Source organism: Bradyrhizobium sp. 613_E4_N2_2 (assembly GCF_052075995.1).
Lineage (GTDB): Bacteria > Pseudomonadota > Alphaproteobacteria > Rhizobiales > Xanthobacteraceae > Bradyrhizobium > Bradyrhizobium barranii.
Genome location: NZ_CP197234.1, coordinates 5,948,730 through 5,965,865, shown reverse-complemented (window position 1 = coordinate 5,965,865; position 17,136 = coordinate 5,948,730). Strand labels below are relative to the sequence as shown.

Sequence of the window (17,136 nt, the reverse complement as noted above, 5' to 3'; positions counted from 1 at the left end):
GGGTCAGGCGTCGGCGTCCCGACCGGATGGCGGCGATGACGCCGGCGTCGCGATCGGCAGCGTAAACCAGAACCGGGCGCCGCGATCGGCGCCAAGGCCTTCGGCTTCGGTGCTAAGGCCTTCGGCGTCGATGCGGCCGCCATGCGCTTCGACGATGGACCGGCAGATCGGCAGTCCCATGCCCATGCCGGACTCCTTGGTCGTGAAAAAGCTTTCGAACACCCGGCCGGCATGTTCGGCGGAGATGCCGGGACCGTTGTCCTCCACGGAGCAGCACAGGGTCGTCACGTCCTGCGCGGCGGTGGTGATGACGATCTTGCCATGGTCGCGTCCCGCCTGCGCCATCGCTTGCACGGCGTTGATGGCCAGATTGACGATCACCTGCTGGAGCTGGGTGCGGTCGCCGAGCACGAGTGCAGCTTCCGCGTCGGGCCGGTGCAGGATCGTTACGCCGCGGGATTCCATCTCGTGGCGCAGGAACAGAAGCGCCTCGCGAATGACATCGTCAAGCGACAGAACGGCGCGCTCCGGCGCCTTGCGCGAAGCCATCCCGTGAACACGCGCCACGATGTCCGCGGCCCGCCTCGTATCCGTGGCCATATTTTCGATTGTACTGCGGACCTCGGCCATGTCGGGAATCGGCCTGTTCAACCAGCGCAGACCGGCAGCGGCGTTGGTCGCGATGGCGGCCAAAGGCTGGTTGACTTCGTGCGCGATGGAGGCGGTGAGCTCGCCGAGCATCGAGACGCGTGCCGCATGCGCGAACTCCGCCTGCACCTGCCGAAGCCTCTCCTGGGCGCGGACGCGTTGCGAGATGTCGATCGTGGCGACCAGGCTTATTTCGAGATCATTGATTGGGCCGACGCGGGCCGTTGTGAAGAGAACGTCGACGACGCGGCCGTCCCACGTCACCATCTTGGTTTCTTCCTCGAAGTTCGTTTCACCGCGAAAGCGGGACTCCATGGCCCGCCGAAACGTATCCGGGCGTGCCTTCCAGGTGTCGGACATGGAACGCCCGACATAGCCGTCGACGCCTCCTCCGAACATCTGGATGGCCCGTTCGTTGGCTTCCTGAAACGAGAGCGCGTCCATGCAGGTCCGGAGAAAGTCGGGATGGCTGTCGAAATAGCTGCCGAGGTCCTTGATGCCCTCGGCCCGCAGTTTTCGGAACAACACCACCAGTCTGCTGGCGTCGAGCTGACGGAGGGCGATCGGCATGCGGCCGAACAGGTGGCGGTAGCGCTGCTCGCTCCGCTCCAGCTCGGTGTGGTCCTTCTTCTGGGCGGTGATATCCATGACCGCGCCGATGAACCGAAATTGTCCGCGATCTTCTGACGTTCCACGGGCGACCACGCGAATGTGCCTGATCGAGCCATTGTTCAGGATCAGCCGATGTTCCAGGGAAAAGTCGTTCCTGTCGTTCGCGGCGCGATCGAGCGCCTCGCGTACGGCATTGAGATCGTCGGGATGCGTACGCTTCAGGATGGTGTCGAGCGACGGCGGCAAGGTCGGCTCGAGATCGAAGATCCTGAACGTCTCTTCGGACCAGAACAGCTCGCCGCTGGCGACGTTCCAGACAAAGCTGCCGGTGTGGCTGAGCTTCTGGGCCTCGGCGAGATAGGCGACCTGACGCCGCCGCAAGACGTCCTCTCGCTCGAGCCGGTGCTGCCGCCTGACCAAGCCGGCGATCGCAAGCAACGACAACACGAGAATGACGGCCAGCAGGGCGAGGGCGCTGGTGGTGAGGTCGATCCCGAGCAGGAAGCAAGTGAATGACAACACGCCGAGCGCGACGCCTCCCAGGACCCAAAGGGCGGGATGGGCGTAGCGCGAATGGTCGGGCCACGATGCGCGACAGACCATCCCCGTGTGACGGACCGTCGCGGGTTCCTTGCCTTCGTGAGCGAGTCCGGACTGGGCCAGCAGATTGAAGAGGTCCAAGAGATACTCGCCGGGCATGAGACCAATTCCCGAGCCCGGATGTCCGGACGCGGGATGCAAGCGATGTACCGCAGCGTGGAAAACCGGTCTTTTGCTTTTTCGCGGACCCTTTGTCAAAACGCACGGCGGCACCATGCGAGCCTGCGCCCAGATCCGGGATGTTGCCGCGGGAAGGATTCCGCGACCTTAGGCCAACGCCGCGGTGGGCCTCGTCACGCCGAAACGCCTTTCGAACTCGGCGACATCGACGACGCCGCGCCGATGGGTCCCGTCACCGATCTTGCGGCCGCCGTCCCAGGCCTCGACTTCGAACAGGACGCTCCTGGCTTCGACGGCGACGACCCGTGCGACCGCGCGCACGGTGCGGCCGACCGGCGTCGCCGCCAGATGACGGACGTTGACCATCATCCCGACGCTGACATAGCCGGTCGGCAGGGACGGCTGGATCGCCGATCCCGCCGCCATCTCCATGTGCAGGATCATCATCGGCGTGCCGTAGACTTCAGGCATTCCCGGCACCACGTGGCCGACCGTCATCTCGGCCGTGACGGTCACCAGCTTTTCCGCCGTCATGCCGACGCTCACCTGATCAAGCGGACTCATGGCCCAATCCCGCATCTGCTTCGCTCGTGGAGGGGGCGGGTGTCTCGACCGCATGCGGCTTGCGGTTGGTGAACCAATTGCCGAGCCGGTCGAGATAGAGATAGACCACGGGCGTGGTGTAGAGCGTCAGGATCTGCGAGAGCATCAAGCCGCCGACGATCGTGTAGCCGAGCGGCTGGCGCAGTTCGGCGCCGGTGCCGTTGCCGAGCATCAGAGGCACACCGCCGAGCAGCGCGGCCATGGTCGTCATCAGGATCGGGCGAAAGCGGAGCGTGCAGGCCTGGTAGATCGCTTCCTCAGGACTCAGCCCTTGATTGCGCTCCACCTCGAGGGCGAAGTCGACCAGCATGATGCCATTCTTCTTGACGATGCCGATCAGCAGGATGATGCCGATGATGGCGATGACGCTGAGATCCATGTGGACTGCCAGCAGCAACAGCAGCGCGCCGATGCCGGCGGAAGGCAGCGTCGACAGGATCGTGATCGGATGGATCAGGCTCTCATAGAGGACGCCGAGGATGATGTAGATCACGATCAGCGCCGCCCCGATCAGCAACGGTGTGCCGGACAGCGAAGACTGGAAGGCTTGCGCGTTGCCCTGGAACGAGGTCGACAGCGAGGCGGGCTTGCCGGTGTCCTTCTCGATCTTCTGGATCGCCGTCACCGCATCGCCCAGCGCTACGCCGGGCCGCAGGTTGAACGAGATCGTCACCGAGGGAAACAGGCCCTGGTGATTGATCAGAATCGGCGCCGGCATGATCACGCTGTGGACCAGCGTGCTTAAGGGGACCTGTTGGCCGGTCGCCGAGTTGAGATAGATGTCCTTGAGCGCGTCGGGCCCATACTGGAAGGCTGGATCGACCTCCATGACCACGTGGTATTGGTTCAGCGAGGTGAACATGGTGGAGACGATGCGCTGACCGTACGCGTCGTCGAGGGTGTTGTCGATCGTCGTGGGCAGGATGCCGAAGCTCGAGGCGACTTCGCGATTGACGGTGACCTGAAGCCTCGGGCCGGCATTGGCCTGGTCGCTCGCGACGTCGGTGACGAGGTCGAGCGCGCGGATCTTCTCCAGGAAGATCGCCGACCAGTGGTTGAGTTCGTTGGAATCGGCGTCCGTCAGCGTGAACTGATACTGCGTCTTCGACAGGCGCGCGCCGATCGTGATGTCCTGGGCCGACTGCATGTAAAGCTTGATGCCCTGGATATGGGCGAGCCGGGGTTCTAGCCGCGCGATCACCTGGTCGGCGCTGGCCTTGCGTTCGGGCTTCGGCTTCAGGACGATGAAGATGCGTCCCTGGTTGAGGGTCGCCGTCGGCCCGCCTGGACCGATATAGCTGGCCACCGATTGGATCGCCGGATCCTTTGACAGGATGTCGACGACCGCCTGCTGGCGTTCGGACATGGCGGGGAAGGAGATGTCCTGGGCAGCCTCGGTGATGCCGACGATCTGTCCGGTATCCTGTTGCGGGAAGAAGCCTTTCGGGATGATCACATAGAGATAGCCGGTCAGCGCGATCGTCGAGAGCATCACGAGCAGCGTCACGAAACGATGGCGCAGCACGATTCGCAGGCCGCGCGCGTACAGCGCAAGCAGGCCATCGAAGCCGCGCTCGAACAGGAGATAGAGCCGGCCGTGCTTTCTCCGCGATTCATCCTTCAGGAGGCGCGCGCACATCATCGGGGTCAAAGTGAGCGAGATCACCAGCGACAGCAGCAGCGAGGCGGTGATCGTGACGGCGAACTCCTGGAACAGCTTTCCGACGTAGCCGCCCATCAGGAACAGCGGGATGAACACCGCGATCAGCGACAGGGTGATGGAGACGATCGTGAAGCCGATTTCGCTGGAGCCTTTGAGCGCAGCCTCCATGGGCGTCATGCCCTGCTCGAGATGGCGCACGATGTTCTCGATCACCACCACGGCATCGTCGACCACGAATCCGACCGCGATCGACAGCGCCATCAGCGAGAGGTTGTCGAGACTGTAGCCGAGCACGTAGAGGACTGCGAAGGTGCCGATCAGCGCCAGCGGAACCGTGATCGCCGGGATGATGGTGGCCCAGAAATTCCTCAGGAACAGGAATATGACCATCACCACCAATGCGACCGTCAGCAGTAGCGTGAATTGCACATCGGTAACCGCGGCGCGAATCGTGGCGGTGCGGTCGGCGGCGATCGTCACCTTGATCGCCGGCGGAACGGAGGCCTGCAGCTGCGGCAGCAGTTTCTTGATGCGATCGACGGTTTCGATGACGTTGGCGCCGGGGACGCGCTGGACGGCGAGGATGACGGCGGGGTCCTTGCCGTACCAGCCGGCCAGCAGGTCGTTTTCGGGCGCCTCGATCGCCGAGCCGATGTCGCGCAGCCGCACCGGCGAGCCGTTGCGATAGGCGATGATGAGGGCTTCATAGGCGGCGGGCTTCAGCAACTGGTCGTTGGTATTGAGCGTATAAGTGACGCGCGGGCTGTTGAGCGTGCCCTTGGGCAGGTCGACATTGGCGCCGGCGATCACGGTGCGGACGTCTTCGAGGCCGATGCCGCGGGCGGCCAGCGCCTGCGGATTGACGCGGATGCGGATCGCGGGCTTCTGCTGGCCGCCGATTCCGACCAGGCCGACGCCTGGCACTTGGGAAATCTTGGGCAGCAGGATGTTTTCCGCGTAGGCATCCACCGTGGTCATCGGCAGCGAGTCCGACGTCAGCGCGATCAGCATGATCGGCGTTTCCGCCGGATTCACCTTCCTGATCGTCGGCGGGTAGGGGATGTTCTGCGGCAGGAACGGGCTCGCGGCATTGATCGCGGAGAGCACGTCGACCGCCGCGCTGTCCACCGTGCGCGACAGCTCGAACTGCACCGTGAGCTGGGCGACGCCGAGTGCGCTGGACGAGGTGAGCTGCGTGACGCCGGGGATCTGGCTGAGCTGCTGTTCGAGTGGCGTCGCGACCGACGAGGCGATGGTTCCGGGGTCGGCGCCGGGCAGTTGCGCCGAAATCTGGATCGTCGGGTAGTTGACGTTCGGCAGCGCGCCGACCGGCAGCAGGGGATAGGCCGCGAGGCCGCACAGCAGCAGGCCCGCCATCAGCAGAGCGGTTGCAATCGGCCGCAGGATGAAGGGCGCGGACAGGTTCATGGGAGCGCGTCCTGCACGGAGCTTTGCAGGTCGGCTTCGCGCGCGGCCTTGCCGTGCAGTTCCCGAACCTGGCTTCCTTCCGTCAGCCGATACTGACCGTCGACGACGACGGTATCGCCTGATTTCAGTCCCTGGTCGATCAGGGCCTGCCCCTCGCTGATCTGCGCGACGTGAACAGGACGCAAGGAAGCGGTCTGGTTCGGAGAGACGACATAGACATAGCTGCCGTTCGGGCCCTGCTGGACTGCGGAGCCGGCGACCGTCAGCGCATCCTTCTGAATCTTCAGCAGCAGCCGGGCATTCACCAGCTGTCCCGGCCACAGCCGGTGCTCGTGATTGGCGAATGTGGCCTTGAGCTGGACGGTGCCGGTCGTCCCTGCGATCTCGTTGTTGACGAGCAGCAGCGTGCCTTCGCCGAGCTTAATCTTGTTGTCCTGGCTGTAGGCGATGACCTTCAACTGGCCTTTTGCTTCGTGTTCCTGGATCACGGGCAGATCCGTCTGCGGAAGGGTGAACAGCAGCGAAATCGGCTCGATCTGGGTGACGACGACGAGACCGTTCGGGTCGGTCGGATGAATCACGTTGCCGACATCGATCTGGCGGACGCCGGTGATGCCGGGAATGGCCGATGTCAGGCGTGTGTAGCTGAGCTGGACGTTGGCCTCGTCGATCTGCGCCTGGTCCGCTTTCACGGCGGCCTTGAGTTGGGCCACCTGCGCGGTCTGCGTCTCGATCAGCTGCGGGGTCGCATAACCCTTGTCACCGAGTTTACTGTATCGGGAGAGATTGGCTTCGGCATTGGTGAGTTGGGCCTGATCTCGGTCGCGATTGGCCGTCAGCTGCTCGATCTGGGCCTCGTAGGGACGCGGGTCGATCTGGGCGAGCAGATCTCCGGCCTTGACGGTCTGTCCCTCGGTGAAGGCGATCTTGACGATCTGTCCCTGAATCTGGCTGCGCACGACATCGGTGTTGTAGGCGATCACGGTGCCGATGCCGCGCAGATAGATCGGAACGTCCTTGCCGGTGACCGCGGCGGTGACCACCGGTACGGCCGCGGGCACCGGCGCGGCGGCGACGACCGGCTTCCGGTCCGCGGCGAAGAACCAGAGGCCGGCTCCGACGAGAATCGCGGCGAGAGCGACAAGCGCGATGGCGAGATTTCGTTTCATGAGACCGTCCTGGATGTCAGGGATTGCTTGAGCCGCTGATCGAAGTCGTGCTGCCCGTTGCGGCAGGGCCTTGCACCGGGACGGACGGACTGATTCCGGCGCCGCCGAGCTCGGTGGCTCCGAGCGGTATCCCGACGCGTCCGACCGTCGATGCTGAAGGCAGCGGAGGCGCCGCCGTGATGCTGCCGTTGCAGGTGACGGATGAGCCCCCGGACAGTCCGCCGCCGTCGAACAAGGCTCCGGACGAGGCGGTATTGCCGGATCCGGCACAACCCGCCGTGCTTTGCGCCGGATTGAGCGGCGAAATGCCGGGTGTTGCGATCTCGGTCGATCCCAGCGGAACGCCGACGGGCCGCGTGGATTGCGGGTTGAGCGGCGACGTCGCCAGCATGCCGGTGGAAGGCTGCATTCCCGGCATGGTCGTTTGAGCGGACGTCGCAGCCGGGACGAGCCACAGCATGCCGGCCGTGAGTGCCACGGCGAGCGGTATCAGGGTGAACCGGTGCGAGCTGGATCTTCCCGAGCCGACGTCGTTCGATGGGTGCTGCTCTCGCATGAAAAATGCTCCGGCTGAATGCTGTCGAGCACTAGAGAGGTGCGGAACGGTGGGGTATTTCCAGAACGCACGTCCCGCTACCCGGCAGCACGACGACAACGGGCATTCGACGCATCGTAAGCGGGCATTCGTCTTCGTTCGGCCGCGTCGCCGAGTTGCCTCGCCGATGACAGCGCCGTTGGCCGGCTTTGGCTTCGGCTCGCTTTCGCTATTTCAGAATGGCCCGCACATGCGCGAGTTCCCGGCTGCATGTGCTTGTGTCGCCGTTTTGTTCGGCGGTACGTGCGCGATCAAGCGAATCCAGCGCATCCGCGAAAACCGCTCCGCGGCCGCCTTCGGCCTCTGCAATCGAGCGAGGCGTCGGTTGATGACTGCGCAGCGCGCTGAGGCTCTCCCGCTGCCAGCCGTGGGCGCCCGCGTCTTTTTCTATGGCCTGATCCAGCTGGATCTGGGTTTTCGCGATGTCGTCCGCACAAGTGCCTGCACGCGCGGGCGAAGCTGCGCACAACAGGATGAGAAGCGCGATCTGGAGATTTGCTGTGGATGTCATGTGTCCGATCCCATGCATGGAGTTTAATCAGCATCAGATGCGACCTCTTGAATGCCAAAGCGGATCGTTCGTCTTTCGCGTATGAACGCCGGCCGTTCACAGTAATGAGAGGTCTGTACGCCTGACATATGCGCTGCGCTTTGAAGTGCGCGCCCTAGCTAGGCAGTGTCCCGAGGATGCACGAGCAGCCGTTGTCGCGATCGGCATGTCCCGACGTGCGAAGTGGCAAGGGCCGTTGTTTGCCGAAATACGCCGGCGAGTGTCGACACTACTGTCGCACCATTCCAACCTGGAGTGATCCCGACATGAAACACCTCAACGCTGGCCTCGCCTTCGCTGCCGCTCTCTCCCTGTTCGCGACCGTCGCCCCGGCGCGCGCTGAACCCCCGAAGAACATCGTCCTGGTGCACGGCGCCTGGGTCGATGCGTCCGGCTGGAAGCCGGTCTACGAGATCCTGGTCAAGGAAGGCTTCCGCGTCAGCATGCTGCAGGAGCCCGAGACGTCGTTTGGCGATGATGTCACGGCGGCGAAGCGGCTGCTCGATCTCCAGAATGGCCCGACGCTTCTGGTCGGCCACAGCTATGGCGGCTCGATCATCACCGAGGCGGGTGTTCATCCCAATGTCGTCGGCCTGGTCTACGTCGCTGCGCATGCGCCCGACGTCGGAGAGGACGAAGCGGCGCTGGGCAAGAAGACGCCGAGCGTACTTGGAAAGACCGAAGGCGCCATCAAGGTCACGCCCGACAAATTCACCTATCTCGATCCCGTGCAATTCCCCAAGCTGTTCGCCCCCGATCTGCCGCGCGAGCAGGCGGAGTTCGAATCACGCTCCCAGGTTCTGGCCGCGACGCAGGTGTTCAGCACGCCGCTGACGGCGGCTGCGTGGAAGACCAAGCCGAGCTGGGGCATCGTTGCCGGCAACGACCAGATCATCAATCCGGATCTCGAGCGCTGGTATTACGAGCGCGCCAAGAGCCACACCACCGTGATCCCGGGTGCAAGCCACTCGGTCTACGAGTCGCATCCGAAGGAAGTGGCGGAGATCATCACCCGTGCCGCTCGCAGCATCGATCAACCGGCCACCCGCTGACGCGTTTTGCCGGTCCTGACGCACGGCCGGCAGAAGGAAGGACGGCGGGAGAGACAGCACTCCCGCCGGCCCGACTGCCCCTCCGGAGAATTCCATGAGCATGATCGAGACGACCGGCACGATCCTGGACTGGGTCGTGACGACGGTGAAGCGGGCTGGACTGAGCCGCGATCTGCCGTCCGGCAATCCGGACCTGATGTGGGTCGCGAATTCGTCGACTTTGATCTACGGCGAGCGGGATGCCATCCTCGTCGACACGTTCCTCACCGCCGGGCAGTCGAAGACGTTGCTGGATTGGGTCGTGTCGCGGGAGCGAAATCTGACCACGATCTACGTCACGCATGGCCACGGTGATCATTTCTTCGGTCTCGCGCCGCTGCTCGATCGCTTTCCGCGGGCACGGGCCGTGGCCGTTCCCGAGGTTGTCGACGAGATGAAGACGCAGCTTTCGCCGGCATCGCTCGACGGTTTCTGGCGCAAGCGCTTTCCGGGCGAGATCGCGCAGCGCCTGGTCGCTGCAGAGCCTCTCGAAGGCGAGCTCGCGCTCGAGGGACACAAGCTCGTCGTCATCGACATGGGACGAACCGACACGGCGCGCTCCACCGCCGTTCATGTCCTGTCTCTCGATCTGATCGTCGCCGGCGACACCACATACAACGGCATTCATCCTTATCTCGCCGAAACCGACACGCAGAGCCGGCTGGAATGGATCGCCGCGCTCGATCGGCTCGAAGCGTTGAAGCCGCGCTTCGTGGTGGCCGGACACAAGAAGCCGGAGAACGATGACAATCCGCGCAGCATCGCGGACACCCGGCAATATCTGCTCGATTTCAACCGCCTCGACCAGGCGACGATTTCTCCGCGCGAGCTCTACGACGCGATGCTTGCGCTTCATCCCGACCGTGCCAATCCGGGATCGCTCTGGAGCGGAGCCAACGCCGCAAAGGGGCCAAGGTCATGACGAGCTGGCAGAACAACCGCGCCGCGCGCGATGCCCGCATCGCGGCCGGTGCCGGACTTGCCCACGGCAAGGTCGTGGAAGCGTCCGACGCTACGCGTCTGCTGGAGGCCGTGATCCGGCCGGGCGACCGGGTTTGCCTCGAAGGCGATAACCAGAAGCAGGCGGATCTCTTGAGCCGCGCGCTGCTGGCGGTCGATCTGTCCAAGGTCAACGATCTGCACATGGTGCAGTCGGGCGTCGTTCTGCCCGAACATCTGGACCTGTTCGACCGCGGGGTCGCGAAGCGGCTCGACTATGCCTATTCCGGGCCGCAATCGGCGCGCATCGCGCGCATGCTGTTCGGCGGCAAGATCGAGCTGGGAGCAATTCACACCTATCTCGAACTGTTCGCGCGCTACTTCATCGATCTCACCCCGCACGTCGCCCTGATCGCCGCCGTCAGCGCCGACCGTGACGGCAACCTCTACACCGGCCCGAACACCGAGGACACGCCCACCGTGGTGGAGGCAACGGCGTTCAAGGACGGCGTCGTGATCGCCCAGGTCAACGAGATCGTCGAGACGGTTCCGCGGGTCGATATCCCGGCGGACCGCGTCCATTTCGTCGTCAAGTCCGACAAGCCGTTCTTCGTCGAGCCACTGTTCACGCGCGATCCGGCGGCGATCACCGAGGGGCAGATCCTGACCGCGATGCTCGCGATCAAGGGCATCTACGCGCCCTATGGCGTGCAGCGGATCAATCACGGGATCGGCTTCAGCACGGCCGCGATCGAGCTCCTGCTGCCGACGTTCGGCGAGAGGCTGGGCCTGAAGGGCAGGATCGCAACCCACTTCGCCTTGAATCCGCATCCCGCGCTCATTCCCGCGATCGAATCTGGTTGGGTCCGGCAAATCCACTCGTTCGGCTCGGAGGTCGGGATGGACGAGTACATCCGGGCGCGATCCGACATCTATTTCACCGGCCCCGACGGTTCGCTGCGTTCCAACCGCGCCTTTTGCCAGACCGCCGGGCTCTATGCCTGCGACATGTTCATCGGCTCCACGCTGCAGATCGATCTCCAGGGAAATTCTTCGACCATCACCACCTCGCGCATCGCCGGGTTCGGCGGCGCGCCGAACATGGGCGCGGACGCACGCGGGCGCAGGCATCCGAGCGAGCCCTGGCTGAAGGCCGGCGCGGAGGCCGATCCGGACAGCCCGGCTCCGTTGCGCCGGGGCCGCAAGCTGGTGGTGCAGATTGGCGAGACCTTCGGCGACAAGAATGTCCCGCTGTTCGTCGAGAAGCTCGATGCGATCGAGCTCGCCGAGAAGCTGAACCTCGAACTCGCGCCGGTGATGATCTACGGCGACGACGTCACGCACATCGTCACCGAGGAGGGCGTGGCGAACCTCCTGTTGTGCCGTACGGCGCAAGAGCGCGAGCAGGCGATCCGCGGCGTCGCCGGATACACCGATGTCGGTCGCGGGCGGGATCGCAGCATGGTCGCGCAGCTGCGCGAGCGCGGCGTGATCCGGCGGCCCGAAGATATCGGCATCAACCCGCTCGATGCGGATCGCAACATGCTGGCGGCGCGCTCGATCAAGGATCTCGTGCGCTGGTCGGGCGGGCTCTACGCACCGCCGTCGAAATTCAGGAACTGGTGAGGACAGGCCATGGAAGATCTCAGCTTTCATCACCCGGTTCGCGAGCGCGCGGGCGGCATCAGGCGGAGCGCGATCGTGGGCGTGGTCGCCTCGGGCAATCTGGAAGTCCTGGTCGAGCGCGTCCTGCCGGATGCCGAATGCGCGGTCGAGATCAAAACCGCGGCGATGGGCTTCGGCGAAGTCTGGAGCGCCGTCATTGGCGATTTCGTCGAGCGCTATTCGCCCGGCGGGCTGAAATTTTCCATCAATGACGGCGGCGCGCGGCCCGACACGGTATCGCTTCGGCTGGCGCAGGCGGTGCGATTGATCGAGGGGAGCGAGCAATGACTGCGCCGCTCCCGCACATCGCCCCGGCCGAACGGGCCCGCAGCACAAGCTTCAACGAGGCATCGGCGCGGACGAGGCTTGATCTGCTGCTTGATGCCGGCAGCCTGGTCGAGTTCATCGGGCCGGAACAGCGCGAGGTCAGTCCGCATCTGGAGATATTCGGCCTTCCCGAGCAGTTCGATGACGGCATCGTCGTCGGCCATGGCCGGCTCGGCGGCGCGCCGGTATTCGTCGCCGCACAGGAAGGACGTTTCATGGGCGGCGCCTTCGGCGAGGTGCACGGCGCCAAACTGCTGGGTCTGCTCCGCGCGGCGCGCGAGATCGGATCGATCCCCGTTCTGATCCTGCTCGATACCGGCGGCGTCCGTCTGCAGGAGGCCAATGCCGGTGAACTCGCCATCGCCGAGATCATGCGCGCGGTGATTGAGGCGCGCAGTGCCGGCGTGAAGGTCATCGGCCTGATCGGCGGGCGCTCCGGCTGCTATGGCGGCGGCGGTCTGATCGCGGGCTGTTGCTCCGCGCTCGCCGTTTCGGAGGCGGGACGCATCGCGGTGTCGGGCCCCGAGGTGATCGAGACCAACCGCGGCGTCGAGGAATTCGACTCCCGTGACCGTGCCCTGGTCTGGCGCACCATGGGCGGCAAGCACCGGCGGCTGCTCGGCGCAGCCGACGTCTTCGCCGGTGACACTGTGCAGGATTTTCGCGAGGCCGCACTCGAGCTGATCGGGTTGATTGGCCCCTTCGGCCTCGACCGGCTCAGGGCGGAGCAGGGGCGTCTGGCCGACAGGTTGCGCCGCTTCGGCGCTTGCCAGGACGCCGTCGATATCTGGACCGCGGAAGGTGTTGCGCATGCGGAAACAGTTCCGGAATTGCCGGCCGACCAGTTCATTGCGCTTGCTAGCAGGATCGGGAGGAGCAGCCGTGACGCTCGATGACATTCTCGCCTCGCTGTTTCCCGATGGCCATGAGGTCAGGAACGACAATGGCGTCATTGCTGGCGCCGCGACGCTGCGATCCGGTGGCAGGATACTCGTGATTGGTGTTGCGGATCGGACTGCGCTCGGCGTCGACGAGGCGATCAGACTTTCCGCGCATGTCCTGGAGTCGATCGACCGGGGGAGCGGACCGATCCTGGTGCTCGTCGACAGCGACAGCCAGCGCATGAGCAAGCGTGACGAGCTGCTCGGGCTCAACGAATTCCTCGCGCATCTGGCGAAAGTGCTGATCCACGCGGATATGCACGGTCGCCCGACCATCGGTCTTCTTTACGGCCACTCGGCTGCGGGGGCCCTGCTTGCGACGGGCCTTGCGACGCGCGTGCTGGTCGGATTGCCCGGCGCCTCTCCCGCGGTGATGGATCTGCCGTCGATGGCGAAGGTCACCAAATTGTCGATGGCCGCTCTTGAGGAGAAAGCCAAATCGACGCCGGTTTTTGCGCCGGGGCTCTCCAATCTCGAGCAGATGGGTGCCGTTCATATGACATGGAGCGACGCCACCTCGCTCGCAGACCAGCTGGAGGCGCTGCTCGCCGACATGCCGGCTGCGCGGGATCGAAGAGATGCGCTCGGCAAGGAGCGCGGTGGCCGGCCGAAGGCCGCCGATATCGCGGAGCGCGTTCGTGACCTTGCCCTGCAAATCCGGTGAACCGCCGGCCGGTCGCCACGACCTCGTCTTTGTCAGCCCGCAGGGTTGGCGCGCGATGATCGGGATGCGCGGCGATCTCGCAGCCGACCCGCTGGTTTCGCGTTGGTCCGAAATGGGATGGCCGACCATCAGGCGGCGCGCTCTACCTAGCGAAGCGACCGGCCTTGCACTCGGCCTGCCGTTGCCGCCCTCCGCCGGCAAGAAGCGGCTGTCGTTTCTCGCGGATATCGACCACGTCACATCGGTCGCGAGGCCGCCCGCGCTGCGGCAGGTGCGCGCCTCGGCGCCGCGCAACTGGTGGCCGACGCTCGATCGGCTCGACGGGCTCGCGCTTCGTCATTCGGTGGACGTGCGCGTGTTCGGCAGCCTCGCATGGCAATCGCTGACCGGGCTCGATTACGTGACCGCTCGTTCCGACCTCGATGTCCTGTTCGCGTTCCCCCGCGAAGCCGATCTGGATCGTCTCGCCGCCGACGTGGCTGCGATCGAGACCGATGCGCCGATGCGGCTCGATGGCGAATTGATGCGCGCGGATGGTGCAGCGGTGAACTGGCGCGAATTCCATGCCGGCACGGACCAGCTTCTGGTCAAGACCATCGGGTGCGTAGCCCTGCTCGACAGGGATCGATTCATTTCGGGAGCGATGGGATCATGACCACAGCGGCCGCACGAAGCATCGAACCGCTTGTTTCCAGCCGGAGGCAGATGCCGTCCGGTATCTGGGCCATCGGCGGCTTCGCTGCCGATTGCCTTGCCATGGAGCTGGAAACCTGGCCCAAGCCGGGGCTCGTGAGCCATGTCGACAATGGTAGTCACGTCGACATGGATGCCGGCACGTTTCGTCGCAGCGCTGCGGCCATCAGGCCTTACCTTCAAAGTCTTGCCGAAGCGGGCGCGCTCGGTTGCGGCATGGGAGTGCTGCGGGTCATCGGCCTGGAGGCCGAACGGGCGATGCTCGAGGCGACCGCGGGCGTCAATACGCATCGCGGCGCGATCTTCGGTCTTGGCCTGTTGTGCGCGGCGGCCGGTGCGAGGGCCGGCGGGCTGGTCGATCCGGCACGTCCGCTCGGCGACGTCGTGGCACGCCTCTGGGGCGCCAGCATACTCGACGGTCCGGTGTTGCTGCACAGCCATGGCAGCGCTGCTCGCCGCCGCTTTCGCGCAGGCGGAGCCCGTATCGAGGCGGCGAGCGGGTTTCCCAGCGTCTACCGGATCGGCTTGCCGGCCCTGCGGAGAACAATGCCTGCCACGCCCGAGGATGCGGAAGCGGCTCGGGTCGAAGCGTGCTTTGCCCTGATTGCGTCGGTGGAAGACACGAATCTGCTGCATCGTGGCGGGCTCGAGGGGCTTCGTTTTGCGCGTCGCGCGGCACGTCGCTTCATCGACGCCGGCGGCGTGCGCGCTCCCGGCTGGCGCGTCAGCGCGCAATGGATCCATGAGAGCTTCGTCGCCCGTCGTCTCAGTCCCGGTGGCTCGGCTGACCTGCTTGCGATGTCGCTCTTCGTCGATGCCCACGACGCGCCGGGGCCATGATGTCCAATGCAATCCTGATGGCGCTGGTGCCGGTGTTCTTTGTCTTGCTGCTTGGATACGCCGCCGGAAGGTTTCATGTCGTCGACAATCTTCATGTCGATGCTCTCAACGCACTCGTGATGGATTTCGCCGTGCCGGCGTCCCTGTTCGCCGCGACCGCCTCAGCGTCGCGCAGTGAGATGATCGAGCAGGTTCCGCTGTTTCTGGTGCTCGGCATAACGATGTCGTTGCTCTATGCCGCCTGGTATCTTGCCGCGCGCAGGTTGTTCAAGGTGTCGCGGCCCGATGCGTCGATTCAGGCACTCACGGTCGGCTTTCCAAATCTTGCCGGCGTCGGTCTTCCAATCCTGACATCCGTCGCGGGACAGGCGGGCGCCGTTCCGGTCGCCGTCGCATTGGCAACCGGTTCGGTCCTCATCAGCCCGGTGACCCTGATCATGGCGGAAATGGACGCCGCCAGGTCCCGTGGCGAGGAAATGGCGGCGCGGCAGATGCTGACGGCAGTGGGGCGTGCGATCACCAAGCCGGTCGTGCTCGCGCCCGTGTTCGGCATCCTGTTTTCGGTGTCGGATCTGAGCCTCAACGCGCTCGCTCATGCGTGCCTCGCGCTGATCGGGAGTTCGGCCGCCGGCGTCGCGCTGTTTCTCACCGGAGCCATCCTGTCGGCACAGTCGTTCCGCCTGAACTGGAAGATCGCGGCCGCAACCGTGGCCGCGGACGTGGTTCGGCCGCTCGCAGCCGTTGCAATCACTCACGTCTTTCCAATCGCTCCCGACACAGCGAGGACGGCCATTCTGCTCGCCGCGGTGCCTTCCGGCTTTTTCGGCATCCTGTTTGCGGTCAACTACCGGCTGGACTCGGCAGCGGTCGGATCGATGGTCATTTCGAGCACCGGATTCAGCGTCGCGACCATGGCGGTTGCGATCGCCGTGCTCTTTCCGCACTAGGCGGCGATCATGACACTTGCGATCCTGTGCTCGGGACAAGGCGGACAGCATCGGGACATGTTCGCCCTGACGGGCGATGCGCCGGAAGCGACGCACCTGTTTGCACACGCGGCAACGTTGCTGGGCGGCAGGGATCCGCGCGATTTCGTGCGCAGCGAATCTGACGAGGCTCTGCATCGCAACCGGTCCGGCCAGATTCTATGCACGTTGCAGGCACTGGCCGCCGCTGCCGGGCTCAGGGACATCATTCCACATGGCGCCATCATCGCAGGCTACAGCGTCGGTGAGGTGGCGGCATGGGGCGTGGGAGATTTGTTCGAACCGGTCCTCACGCTTGACCTCGCGGTGCGCCGCGCGGAAGCGATGGACGCCGCCACCTGCGCCGGTGACGGGCTGATCTTTGTCCGTGGTCTTTCACATGACGATATGACCCGCCTTTGCGAGCGCCACGGCGCGGCGATCGCCATCGTCAATCCAGGCGATGCCTTCGTGGTCGGCGGTGGCCGGGAGGCATTGAACGGGATTGCCGGAGAGGCGAGGGCGATGCGCGCCACAAGGATCGTCGATCTGCCGGTTCGGGTTGCCTCCCACACCGGACGGCTCGCCGAGGCGTCGGTCGTGTTTCGCGAAGTCTTGCGGTCGGCGCCGGTGGCGTTCCCGTCGGCCGCCGGTGCGCGCATCCTGAGCGGCATCGATGGCGGTTCGGTCGTCTCCGCCGAGACGGGCCACGACAAGCTCGCCGCGCAGATCTCGCAAACCGTGCAGTGGGGAAATTGCCTGCAAAGCTGTCTCGAAGCGGGTGCCACGGCATTTCTCGAATTTGGACCTGGACATGCACTGAGCCGGATGGTTGCGAGCATCGAGCCCGGCCTTCCGGTGCGGTCGCTGGATGATTTCAGGAGTCTTCAGGGCGTGCGCAACTGGCTTGCGCGGCATCTCAGCGACTGAAATGGCAACAGCTTCGTTCCGGAATCGGACGGACGGCGCGCTCCGGATCGACGTGCGGCGCGGCAAAAAAAGGGGCCGTCCTTGTGGGGAGGA

Annotated in this window: 16 protein-coding genes; 11 read left to right on the top strand and 5 right to left on the bottom strand. The window is 64.9% G+C overall.

Annotation, left to right across the window (positions count from 1 at the left end; translation table 11 throughout):
- Positions 1 to 3: 3 nt before the first annotated feature.
- From AB7290_RS28745 to AB7290_RS28730, 4 genes are all read right to left on the bottom strand, one after another.
- Entirely contained in the window at positions 4 to 1,959 is a 1,956-nt protein-coding gene (locus AB7290_RS28745; RefSeq protein WP_245344106.1) for a PAS domain-containing sensor histidine kinase, read from the bottom strand.
- A gap of 168 nt (positions 1,960 to 2,127) precedes the next feature.
- A complete protein-coding gene (locus tag AB7290_RS28740; RefSeq protein ID WP_085401751.1) occupies positions 2,128 to 2,544 on the bottom strand; it encodes a thioesterase family protein in 417 nt (138 codons plus the stop codon).
- Entirely contained in the window at positions 2,531 to 5,674 is a 3,144-nt protein-coding gene (locus tag AB7290_RS28735; protein ID WP_085401750.1) for an efflux RND transporter permease subunit, read from the bottom strand. Before AB7290_RS28735 ends, AB7290_RS28740 begins: the two co-directional genes overlap by 14 nt.
- On the bottom strand, positions 5,671 to 6,843 hold the full coding sequence (locus tag AB7290_RS28730) for an efflux RND transporter periplasmic adaptor subunit (RefSeq protein WP_085401749.1): 1,173 nt from the start codon (positions 6,841 to 6,843) through the stop codon (positions 5,671 to 5,673). Before AB7290_RS28730 ends, AB7290_RS28735 begins: the two co-directional genes overlap by 4 nt.
- A 23-nt stretch (positions 6,844 to 6,866) precedes the next feature.
- Between AB7290_RS28730 and AB7290_RS28725 the strand changes: the two genes are divergently transcribed.
- Positions 6,867 to 7,271, top strand: coding sequence for a hypothetical protein (locus tag AB7290_RS28725; protein WP_085401748.1), 405 nt, complete (start codon positions 6,867 to 6,869; stop codon positions 7,269 to 7,271).
- 336 nt (positions 7,272 to 7,607) lie between these two features.
- On the opposite strand, the gene AB7290_RS28720 is transcribed toward AB7290_RS28725, so the two are convergent.
- On the bottom strand, positions 7,608 to 7,949 hold the full coding sequence (locus AB7290_RS28720) for a hypothetical protein (protein ID WP_085401747.1): 342 nt from the start codon (positions 7,947 to 7,949) through the stop codon (positions 7,608 to 7,610).
- 305 nt (positions 7,950 to 8,254) lie between these two features.
- Between AB7290_RS28720 and AB7290_RS28715 the strand changes: the two genes are divergently transcribed.
- The 10 genes from AB7290_RS28715 (at position 8,255) to AB7290_RS28670 (ending at position 17,043) form a co-directional block, all read left to right on the top strand.
- Entirely contained in the window at positions 8,255 to 9,040 is a 786-nt protein-coding gene (locus AB7290_RS28715; protein WP_071915311.1) for an alpha/beta hydrolase, read from the top strand.
- Between the two features lie 94 nt (positions 9,041 to 9,134).
- Positions 9,135 to 10,001, top strand: a complete 867-nt coding sequence (locus AB7290_RS28710) for an MBL fold metallo-hydrolase (RefSeq protein ID WP_085401746.1) — start codon at positions 9,135 to 9,137, stop codon at positions 9,999 to 10,001.
- On the top strand, positions 9,998 to 11,644 hold the full coding sequence (gene mdcA / locus AB7290_RS28705; protein ID WP_085401745.1) for a malonate decarboxylase subunit alpha: 1,647 nt from the start codon (positions 9,998 to 10,000) through the stop codon (positions 11,642 to 11,644). Before AB7290_RS28710 ends, mdcA begins: the two co-directional genes overlap by 4 nt.
- A gap of 9 nt (positions 11,645 to 11,653) precedes the next feature.
- Positions 11,654 to 11,971 (top strand): malonate decarboxylase acyl carrier protein, encoded by a 318-nt coding sequence (gene mdcC, locus AB7290_RS28700; RefSeq protein WP_085401744.1) that lies wholly within the window; start codon positions 11,654 to 11,656, stop codon positions 11,969 to 11,971.
- Positions 11,968 to 12,906 carry a biotin-independent malonate decarboxylase subunit beta gene (locus tag AB7290_RS28695; RefSeq protein ID WP_085401743.1) on the top strand — a complete coding sequence of 313 codons (939 nt, stop codon included), beginning with the start codon at positions 11,968 to 11,970 and terminating at the stop codon, positions 12,904 to 12,906. Before mdcC ends, AB7290_RS28695 begins: the two co-directional genes overlap by 4 nt.
- The gene (gene mdcE, locus AB7290_RS28690) at positions 12,893 to 13,615 is read left to right on the top strand and encodes a biotin-independent malonate decarboxylase subunit gamma (RefSeq protein WP_085401742.1); all 723 of its coding nucleotides are present in this window, start codon (positions 12,893 to 12,895) and stop codon (positions 13,613 to 13,615) included. Before AB7290_RS28695 ends, mdcE begins: the two co-directional genes overlap by 14 nt.
- Positions 13,590 to 14,270, top strand: a complete 681-nt coding sequence (gene mdcG / locus AB7290_RS28685) for a malonate decarboxylase holo-[acyl-carrier-protein] synthase (protein WP_085401741.1) — start codon at positions 13,590 to 13,592, stop codon at positions 14,268 to 14,270. Before mdcE ends, mdcG begins: the two co-directional genes overlap by 26 nt.
- Positions 14,267 to 15,148 (top strand): triphosphoribosyl-dephospho-CoA synthase MdcB, encoded by an 882-nt coding sequence (mdcB, locus tag AB7290_RS28680; RefSeq protein ID WP_085401740.1) that lies wholly within the window; start codon positions 14,267 to 14,269, stop codon positions 15,146 to 15,148. The genes mdcG and mdcB overlap by 4 nt, the downstream gene beginning before the upstream one ends.
- Positions 15,145 to 16,095, top strand: coding sequence for an AEC family transporter (locus tag AB7290_RS28675; protein ID WP_071915304.1), 951 nt, complete (start codon positions 15,145 to 15,147; stop codon positions 16,093 to 16,095). The genes mdcB and AB7290_RS28675 overlap by 4 nt, the downstream gene beginning before the upstream one ends.
- 9 nt (positions 16,096 to 16,104) lie before the next feature.
- Positions 16,105 to 17,043, top strand: a complete 939-nt coding sequence (locus AB7290_RS28670; RefSeq protein WP_085401739.1) for a malonate decarboxylase subunit epsilon — start codon at positions 16,105 to 16,107, stop codon at positions 17,041 to 17,043.
- Positions 17,044 to 17,136 lie beyond the last annotated feature (93 nt).

What these genes read in the sequence shown, in the direction of transcription:
- AB7290_RS28745 (WP_245344106.1), bottom strand. Translation starts at nt 1,959, where the DNA reads ATGCCCGGCGAGTATCTCTTGGACCTCTTCAATCTGCTGGCCCAGTCC.
- AB7290_RS28740 (WP_085401751.1), bottom strand. Translation starts at nt 2,544, where the DNA reads ATGAGTCCGCTTGATCAGGTGAGCGTCGGCATGACGGCGGAAAAGCTG.
- AB7290_RS28735 (WP_085401750.1), bottom strand. Translation starts at nt 5,674, where the DNA reads ATGAACCTGTCCGCGCCCTTCATCCTGCGGCCGATTGCAACCGCTCTG.
- AB7290_RS28730 (WP_085401749.1), bottom strand. Translation starts at nt 6,843, where the DNA reads ATGAAACGAAATCTCGCCATCGCGCTTGTCGCTCTCGCCGCGATTCTC.
- AB7290_RS28720 (WP_085401747.1), bottom strand. Translation starts at nt 7,949, where the DNA reads ATGACATCCACAGCAAATCTCCAGATCGCGCTTCTCATCCTGTTGTGC.
- AB7290_RS28715 (WP_071915311.1), top strand. Translation starts at nt 8,255, where the DNA reads ATGAAACACCTCAACGCTGGCCTCGCCTTCGCTGCCGCTCTCTCCCTG.
- AB7290_RS28710 (WP_085401746.1), top strand. Translation starts at nt 9,135, where the DNA reads ATGAGCATGATCGAGACGACCGGCACGATCCTGGACTGGGTCGTGACG.
- mdcA (WP_085401745.1), top strand. Translation starts at nt 9,998, where the DNA reads ATGACGAGCTGGCAGAACAACCGCGCCGCGCGCGATGCCCGCATCGCG.
- mdcC (WP_085401744.1), top strand. Translation starts at nt 11,654, where the DNA reads ATGGAAGATCTCAGCTTTCATCACCCGGTTCGCGAGCGCGCGGGCGGC.
- AB7290_RS28695 (WP_085401743.1), top strand. Translation starts at nt 11,968, where the DNA reads ATGACTGCGCCGCTCCCGCACATCGCCCCGGCCGAACGGGCCCGCAGC.
- mdcB (WP_085401740.1), top strand. Translation starts at nt 14,267, where the DNA reads ATGACCACAGCGGCCGCACGAAGCATCGAACCGCTTGTTTCCAGCCGG.
- AB7290_RS28675 (WP_071915304.1), top strand. Translation starts at nt 15,145, where the DNA reads ATGATGTCCAATGCAATCCTGATGGCGCTGGTGCCGGTGTTCTTTGTC.
- AB7290_RS28670 (WP_085401739.1), top strand. Translation starts at nt 16,105, where the DNA reads ATGACACTTGCGATCCTGTGCTCGGGACAAGGCGGACAGCATCGGGAC.